Origin of the sequence: Glycomyces salinus, from assembly GCF_016428645.1 — a bacterium.
GTDB lineage: Bacteria > Actinomycetota > Actinomycetes > Mycobacteriales > Micromonosporaceae > Glycomyces > Glycomyces salinus.
On sequence record NZ_JAELXW010000021.1, the window covers coordinates 1 to 7,258 of the forward strand.

Annotated in this window: 9 protein-coding genes; 7 read left to right on the forward strand and 2 right to left on the reverse strand. The window is 68.5% G+C overall.

Features of this window, described 5'->3' with window-relative positions; genetic code table 11:
* Positions 1-197: 197 nt before the first annotated feature.
* From JFB92_RS08430 to JFB92_RS08450, 5 genes are all read left to right on the forward strand, one after another.
* A complete protein-coding gene (locus JFB92_RS08430) occupies positions 198-2,699 on the forward strand; it encodes an FtsK/SpoIIIE domain-containing protein (protein WP_199036974.1) in 2,502 nt (833 codons plus the stop codon).
* Positions 2,700-2,710: 11 nt separating this feature from the next.
* Positions 2,711-3,346 (forward strand): hypothetical protein, encoded by a 636-nt coding sequence (locus tag JFB92_RS08435; protein ID WP_199036976.1) that lies wholly within the window; start codon positions 2,711-2,713, stop codon positions 3,344-3,346.
* 17 nt (positions 3,347-3,363) lie between these two features.
* Positions 3,364-3,660 (forward strand): DivIVA domain-containing protein, encoded by a 297-nt coding sequence (locus JFB92_RS08440; protein ID WP_199036978.1) that lies wholly within the window; start codon positions 3,364-3,366, stop codon positions 3,658-3,660.
* Positions 3,661-3,677: 17 nt separating this feature from the next.
* Positions 3,678-4,172 carry a hypothetical protein gene (locus JFB92_RS25430; RefSeq protein WP_233162690.1) on the forward strand — a complete coding sequence of 165 codons (495 nt, stop codon included), beginning with the start codon at positions 3,678-3,680 and terminating at the stop codon, positions 4,170-4,172.
* A 170-nt stretch (positions 4,173-4,342) separates the two neighbouring features.
* Positions 4,343-4,510, forward strand: a complete 168-nt coding sequence (locus JFB92_RS08450; protein WP_199036980.1) for a DUF3117 domain-containing protein — start codon at positions 4,343-4,345, stop codon at positions 4,508-4,510.
* A 155-nt stretch (positions 4,511-4,665) separates the two neighbouring features.
* On the opposite strand, the gene JFB92_RS08455 is transcribed toward JFB92_RS08450, so the two are convergent.
* Both JFB92_RS08455 and JFB92_RS08460 read right to left on the reverse strand, forming a co-directional pair.
* The gene (locus tag JFB92_RS08455; RefSeq protein WP_199036982.1) at positions 4,666-5,427 is read right to left on the reverse strand and encodes a FliH/SctL family protein; all 762 of its coding nucleotides are present in this window, start codon (positions 5,425-5,427) and stop codon (positions 4,666-4,668) included.
* An 83-nt stretch (positions 5,428-5,510) separates the two neighbouring features.
* A complete protein-coding gene (locus JFB92_RS08460) occupies positions 5,511-5,852 on the reverse strand; it encodes a hypothetical protein (RefSeq protein WP_199036984.1) in 342 nt (113 codons plus the stop codon).
* 222 nt (positions 5,853-6,074) lie between these two features.
* Here JFB92_RS08460 and JFB92_RS08465 point away from each other — a divergent pair, with 222 nt between their 5' ends.
* Together JFB92_RS08465 and JFB92_RS08470 are read left to right on the forward strand one after the other, a co-directional pair.
* The gene (locus JFB92_RS08465) at positions 6,075-6,935 is read left to right on the forward strand and encodes a helix-turn-helix domain-containing protein (RefSeq protein WP_199036986.1); all 861 of its coding nucleotides are present in this window, start codon (positions 6,075-6,077) and stop codon (positions 6,933-6,935) included.
* Positions 6,932-7,171 carry a DUF397 domain-containing protein gene (locus tag JFB92_RS08470; protein WP_199036988.1) on the forward strand — a complete coding sequence of 80 codons (240 nt, stop codon included), beginning with the start codon at positions 6,932-6,934 and terminating at the stop codon, positions 7,169-7,171. The genes JFB92_RS08465 and JFB92_RS08470 overlap by 4 nt, the downstream gene beginning before the upstream one ends.
* Positions 7,172-7,258: the final 87 nt, after the last annotated feature.

The following is a 7,258-nucleotide window of genomic DNA, read 5'->3' on the forward strand; positions in this document are numbered from 1 at the left end:
ATGCACCCCGAAAACGTACCGACCGGGTACGACAACCCCTCCCTTCGCGATCCCGCTTCGTGAGACTGCGAGAGCCAGCAAGCAATCGCCCCGCATTCCTCTCCGACCTGAAGGCCGGGGCATCCTCTGGGAAGCCAGGTGAGGCCCGGCCGATAAAGTGGTGTCGTGGCGGATACCCCTTTGCTCTGGAGGCAATGTTGAGCTGGCGGACCGAATTGGAGCGCGCGGCCCGCGCCCTGCGCGAGGTCTCCGGGTCGGCCGATCGGGCCGAACGCCTTCTGGCCGAAGCCGAATCGCAGCTCGCCGTCACCGACACCACGCGCCGCCGCCGGGAACTGGCCGAACGGCTGCGGGCCGCCGCCGAAGCGGCCGCGACCGGCTGGCTCGGCGAGGAGCTCCACCGCCTGGACCCGGGCACCCCGGTCCGGTCCGATGAGCCCCGCGCGGGCGCGACCCGCATCGGCACCGCCGAACTCGAAGGCGAACCGGCCTTCCCGGCCCTGGTGGACCTCCTCGGCGGCGGGCACCTCGCCGTCGACGCCGACGCCGCCGACCCCCGCGTGGCCGGGATGCTCCAGAGCCTGCTGGTGCGGCTGGTCGCAGCCCATCCCGGCCTGGAGCTGAGCCTGATCGACGGGGTCACGCTGGGCCAGGTGTTCTCGCCGGCCACGCCCCTGGTGGACGCCGGCCTGGCCGAACCGGTCGCCACCGACCACCTCTCGCTCGGGCGGGCCCTGACCGCCGCTGAGAAGCGGCTCCAGGAGGTCCGCGACATCGCCGCCCGCGGCCAGTCGATCGCCTCCCGGCCCTACCACTTGATCGTCATCGCCGGATTCCCGCCGCAGGTCGGCAAGGCCGTCCGCGAGCGGATCGCCGCGCTCGCCCACGCCGGCCCGGCCGCCCGCTGCCACCTGGTCGTGTGCGGCTGGCGGAAGCACCTGGGGACCGAGTCGCTCCCCGCGCTGGAGCACGCCTCGTACGTTCGCTGCGGCGACGAGGAGATCCGCGTCGGGGAGCTGCCGCTGCCGGTCCGCCTCGACCCGACTCCGTCGCCGAGCCTGACCCGCGAGGTGTTCGACGCCCGCGCCGACCTGCGCCGCGAGGCGTCCACGCTCAGCGTGTCCGACCTGGTTCCGGCCGAGCTGTGGACCGAGTCCAGTCGGGAGGGACTGTCCACCGTCATCGGCCGCGATCCCGGCGGGGACGTCACCGTCTCCTTCGACGACACCACCCCGCACTGGCTGATCGGCGGCCGCACCGGCGGCGGCAAGACCGTGTTCCTCCTGGACGTCCTCTACGGCCTGGCCACCCGCTACTCCCCCGAGGAGCTGGAGCTGTACCTCCTGGACTTCAAGGAGGGCGTCTCGTTCACCGAGTTCACCCCGAGCGCGGTCGACGAGTCGTGGATTCCGCACGTCAGGGCCGTAGGCGTCGAGTCCGATCGCGAGTACGGCGTGGCCGTCCTCCAGGCGCTGCGCTCCGAGCTGTCCCGCCGGGCCTCGCTGATGAAGCGCGCCGGGGCCACGCGGCTGGCCCGGCTGCGCGAGCTGCGACCAGAGGTGCGGCTGCCGCGCATCGTGGCGGTGGTCGACGAGTTCCACGTCTTGTTCGCCGGGAATGACCGGCTCGCCCGGGAGGCGGTCGCCCACCTCGAAGAGCTCGCCCGCAAGGGCCGCTCCTACGGCGTCCACCTGGTGCTGGCCTCGCAGACGATCTCGGGGATCGAGGCCCTGTACGCCAAGAAGGACTCGATCTTCGGCCAGTTCCCGCTGCGGGTGGCCCTGCCGGGCGCCAAGCACCTGCTGGCCGACGACAACGACGCCGGGGACGCGATCACGGTCGGGCAGGCGGTCGTCAACGACTCGGGCGGCATCCGCGGCCGCAACCGCACCTGCGCCTTCCCCGACGCTTCGGGGGCCGAACCGCTCCTGGCCGGGCTGCGGCGCAACCTGTGGGAGCGGCGCGAGAGCGACGTCGAACCGGTGGTCTTCCGCGGCTTCGACGAGCAGCACCTGGCCGACGATCCCTCCTACGCCGCGCTCGGGCCGAGCGCGACGCCGCGGGCGCTGCTGGGGCGGGCGGTGGACGTGGGCGTGACGACCGTCGGCTACCAGTTCGACCGCAGCCCCGGCCGCCATTTGGCCGCGCTGGGCACGTCGATGGTCGCCGCCGACGTGCTGGCGGCCGCCGCGGCCTCGCTCGGCCGCCAGCACCCGCCCGGGAGCGTCGAGTTCCATATCGCCTCGACCGCGGCCGGAGTCGAGGACGTCGCCGACGGCGCGGCCGCGGCGCTGGAGGCGGGCGGCCATACCGTGTCGCGCCTGGCCCCCGGCGAGATCCTCGCCGCCGAGCGGGAGCGCCCGACCTACCTGGTGTGGTTCGGCGCCGACGGGGCCGACGGGAAACCGGGCGCCCTGCGCCGGCTGCTGTTGCAGGGCCCGGCCGAGGGCGTCCACCTCATCGGCTGGTGGCGGGGGGCGCGCCGCTTCCTCGACGACATCGGCGGCACCTCGAACCGCGAGCACTGCTCGGGCCTGGTGGCGCTCAACGTCGCCGCCTCCGACCTGGGCGCGGTCACCGGCGACCCGAACGTCGGCTGGGAGTCCCGCGCCAACCGCTGCCTGGTGATCGACCGGCACGCGGGCACCCAGACCCTCGCCGTCCCGTATGTGCGGCCCGGACGGCTCGACGAGTACTGAGCGGAGCAGCGGTGAGCGAACTGAGCGCCTACAACGAGCTGGTGCACGAACTGGCCCGGCTCGACGCCGACACCTCGGCCAGCGCCGAGCGCGCCACCAAGCGCCTGGCCCAGCGCCGGGAGGCGATCGAGGGCCTGCGCGGCTCGCTCGACGAGGAGGTCGCCTCACTCGCCGAGGGCTGCTCGGCGCTGCGCACCACGGTTCCCGACCTGGCGCCCGCCCCGGTCGAGGGCGACGACTTCGAGGTGCTGATCCGCGACGCGCGGGTGCGGCTGCGGGAGGCGGCCGACTCGCGGATCGCCACGATGCGGTCGGCCCAGCGTCCGACGTTCCTGCCGAAGGCCCACCACGTGGTGCGCGAGTTCCTGATCTACGGCGGCTGCCTGGCGCTGTGCCTGCTGGGCCAGGTGCTGTGGCTGAACGCCTCCGGCGGCGGCGACGCGCTCTGGTGGGTTCTGTTCCTTCCTCCGGTGATGGCGGTCCTGGTCGGTTACCTCCTGGTGGGTGCGGCCAACAAGCCGCGCATGCCGATGTACGACCGTTCGGGCAAACCGATCAAACCGGTCGTCCCCCACAACCCGCGTCTGGGCGTGGTGTTGGCGGTCGTCACAATGGCTTTGTTCGCGTATCTCGCGTTCTTCGCCTAGGACTTGGAGGAACCCCCGTGAGTTGGCTGCTGGCGGTCGTTGTGGCGGCCATCGGAGTCTGGATCGCCTTCGCGATCGTGGTGTGGGCCACCGGCGAGGACACGCTGCGCGACGACAGCATCGAGGAGCCTCCGGCCTTCGACGCCGAGGAGCCGGTGACCGAGTCCGACGTGGGCGCGGTCCGGTTCGACACCGGTCTGCGCGGATACCGCACCGATCAGGTCGACGCGGCCCTGCGGCGGCTGGCCTGGGAGATCGGCCGACGTGACGAACGCATAGCCGAACTGGAGTCAGCCCGGCATCCCGATGAATGACGTGGTGGGATTGGGCCATGCGTTATTGGCTGCTGGTGCTGAACGAGGACGATTTCACCGAGCAACAGGCCTACGAGGTCGACACGCTGGATCCGGCGGAGGGGCCTCCCGGCGAGGCCGCCGACGGCGACGAGGTGGCTCTGGCCGGTCCCGGTGGCGTGTTCGCGCTCGGCGCGGTCTCCGACGCGTCGGTGGCCTACCGGCGGCGCCTCGAGAAGCTCCACGAGACGGCAGAGGCCGCCGCCGAGGGGTGGAGCGCGCTGGACCCCGAGGCGTGGGAAGCGCTGGTGCGGGCCCTGCCGCGGCCCGAGCGTCGCTCGGACTGGCTGGTGAGCCTGACGATCCCGGTGGAGGCGGCCGACCGGGCCGAGGCCGTCCGCCAGTTCTGGTCCTACATCCGGTCGCTCGGTCCGGCCGAATTGCCGACGTTCGTCGCTCCGTACGGCAGCGAATTGGAGGGCGTCTCGTTCCTCCTCGGATCCGAGCACGAACAGGATCCAGAAGAGGACTGAGGCTGTACCCAGGGAGAATCACACTCGGAATTAATGCCCCATTTGGGCATTTTCTCCGCAAGTCTGTCACATAAGCGGAGGGGCGAGTTGGCTCTGGCCCACGTCATCGGGGAAACTTGATCTAGCAAGTCGTGTCGCAACCTGCGACCTTGGATCGAGGGGAGACGAATATGGCGGCCATGAAGCCGCGGACCGGTGATGGCCCGCTGGAGGTTACGCAGGAGGGCCGCGGAGTCATCATGCGGGTGCCACTGGAAGGCGGCGGCCGACTCGTAGTCGAGATGACTCCCGAAGAAGCCGAGACCCTCCACAAGGAGCTCCAAGGAGCCCTTGAGTAAGAACACCGAGCGGACGATCACCCCACCGGCGGTCACCCCGCCGCCGATTCGACCTGAGAGCCCGCCAAGGACCACGATCCGAGGCGGGCTCTCGCACCTCGAACCCTCCGCCCGGCGCCGCCCCCTGGCATGGGGTGGCCCGACCGAACAACGGGCTACCCGAACAGCTCGTCCACGCTGCGGACGCTGTGGGCGCGTTCCATCCAGGAGAGAAGCGATTCCAGGTCGGAACAGGTCTCGATTCGCTGCCGAGCCTCGGAGCCGACTTCGATCCCGAGGCTGTTCAACGCCCGAAGCAGCGCATTCCTGCCCTTCTCCAGCCCATCCTCGCGACCCAACTGAAAACCGGTGCGCATGCCTCGATCGAGCCCCTCATCCAGGGCTTTCTGGCGACCCTCGCCAGCCATCTTGGCCACATATCGGTCCCACCACTCCGGGTCGGTGCCTTTCTTCGTCGCCTCCATCGTCACCTCGAACTCCTCTCCTATGACCCTGGTCAGAATGTATGCGTAATCGCCCGCTTGCTCAGGGTCGATCGTAGCGAATCCGTCGGCCAACACCGCTGCGACTTTGGTGGTCTCGAACTCGTCGTTCGGCTTGCCTTGCATCAGCAGTGTCGCCACACTCCTGTGGGCGCTCTGGCCACGACTCTCGGGCTCGGTGATCGGCAGCAGGTCGCCGGGGCCGATCGCCGACGGCATGACCACCGAGTGATCGCCGAGCCGGATCCCCTCCCTGTACCGCTCGGCCAGGGCATCGGTCTTGCAGATCATAAGCAGTTCCACCTGACACCGGTAGTCCTCGAAGATCCTGGCGACATACCCGGGAAGACGGAAGTACTTCGCTTTCGTCCACTCCGACTGGACCTCCCAGACGATCACCCGCTCCGTCTTGTCAGGAAAGACCAGACGGATCAACGAGCGGGCCGGGACGATGTTGCGGGATTGTCAACTTACGACAGCATCGACGAACATCGACCGGCCCGCTTCGCCATGAACTGTCAGACGGCCAGATCATCGATGCCGAAGGTGCGGCCGTCTGCGAGGTGGAGTTCGACCGGGCCCCACATCGAGTAGAAGCGGAGCGCGCCGAAGGCGGATTCGTGTTTGCCGAAGCTCGTTCCCGCTTCGGGGTAGACGACCGAGGAAAAGGCCCCTACCCCGGCGGTGTCGTAGCCCGCGGCGAGGACGCCGGGGCAGTGCGGCAGGTGGCTGCCGGGTTCGGCGTCGCATTCGGCGCAGCGGATGGTGAACGTCTGCGGTTCGATGGGCGGCGCCGGTGTCGGAACCGGTTTGGAATCGCCAGTCGCCTGCGCGACAATGGCGGGGTCGGACGTAGACATGTTCTGCCTCCGATTTTCTAGAGGCCGGGGCGGCACTGGCTGCCATACCTTGTGACCCGCCCCGGCCGGCTTCTACTGGAGGGCGTGAAACGCCCGTCTCCGCGAACCCCGTCACCGATGTCCCGTGATCGGCCTCTCACGCTTGCTTGGTAGCATGACATATACACGAGCTCATTGCAACCCTGCAATGAACAGAGAATCGACGAGTCTTCGGAGGCCATGATGCCAAGGTCCAGTTCCCAGCCGAGTCTCCGCTCGCAATGGCTAGGCGAAAAGCTGCGTAACCTGCGGAAAGAACGCAAGATCACCCAGCCCGAAGCCGCTTCCTACATCCAGCGCGACCCGACAATGCTGGGCCGCTATGAGAGCGGGGAGTTTCCCTTCCGGCGTGTCGATGTCGTCGGCTTGCTGACCATGTACGGGGTGGATGACGAGAAGGTCCGCGACGGGCTTCTTGAGATCTGCGATGAGGCGTGGCGAAAAGACTGGTGGGACGAACACCGCAGCATCTTCACCGAGGACTTCATCGATGTGCCCTGGCTGGACAGCCATGCCGACCACATCTTGGCGTATCAGCACTTCGTCGTGCACGGTCTTCAGCAGACCCGCGAATACGCCGAGGCAGTGATCACCAGAATCGAGCAGCCCGACACGCCGCATGAAGAGATCGAGCGCCATGTGGACATCCGGATGGAACGCCAGCAGATCTTCAGCTCCGAGCGCCCGCCTCGGCTCAGTGTGGTGATGGAAGAATCCGCATTGAGCCGGATGGTCGGTTCCGCTGAGATCATGCGGGGGCAACTTCGGCATCTGCTCGAGCTGAGCGCCGATGACCGGGTGTCGATACGGATCGCGCCGACCGAGGTCGGTCCTCATGCCGGGCTGAATGGAACATTTGTGCTCTACAAACTCCCCGAGCCGTACCCTACGGTCGCGAACGTGGAGACCACGGCCGGTTCGCTGTACCTTGAAGAACCGAAGGCGACTCGCTTCCTCAGCGTGTGGGAAGATCTTGACCGATCGGCGCTCAGCCCGAAGAAGTCGGTTGAACTGATCGCGAGACATTTGAAGGAGTACCAATGAGCACGGAGCAGCGCCTCACCCCGCAAGAGCTGTCCGGGATCCGCTGGTGGACCAGCACCCGCAGCCAGAGTGGTGGGGGGAACTGTGTTGAGGCCGGGCCGTTGGCTGACGGCTCGGGCCGGGTCGCGGTCCGCCACTCCCGCCACCCCGAGGGCGCCACCATCGTCTATACCCGCGCCGAGTGGACCGCCTTCCTCGCCGGAGCCAAAGACGGCGAATTCGACTTCACCGCATAGGCGTACCGGACCATCGATTCAGCCTCCCCCCTGCCAACCTGCTACCGAGGGCTCGCCTTGGATTCCCATCCGGGGCGAGCTTTCGCT

Coding starts and splice junctions, on each gene's coding strand:
- JFB92_RS08460 (WP_199036984.1), bottom strand. CDS start 5,852: ATGTCTACGTCCGACCCCGCCATTGTCGCGCAGGCGACTGGCGATTCC.
- JFB92_RS08465 (WP_199036986.1), top strand. CDS start 6,075: ATGCCAAGGTCCAGTTCCCAGCCGAGTCTCCGCTCGCAATGGCTAGGC.
- JFB92_RS08450 (WP_199036980.1), top strand. CDS start 4,343: ATGGCGGCCATGAAGCCGCGGACCGGTGATGGCCCGCTGGAGGTTACG.
- JFB92_RS08470 (WP_199036988.1), top strand. CDS start 6,932: ATGAGCACGGAGCAGCGCCTCACCCCGCAAGAGCTGTCCGGGATCCGC.
- JFB92_RS25430 (WP_233162690.1), top strand. CDS start 3,678: ATGCGTTATTGGCTGCTGGTGCTGAACGAGGACGATTTCACCGAGCAA.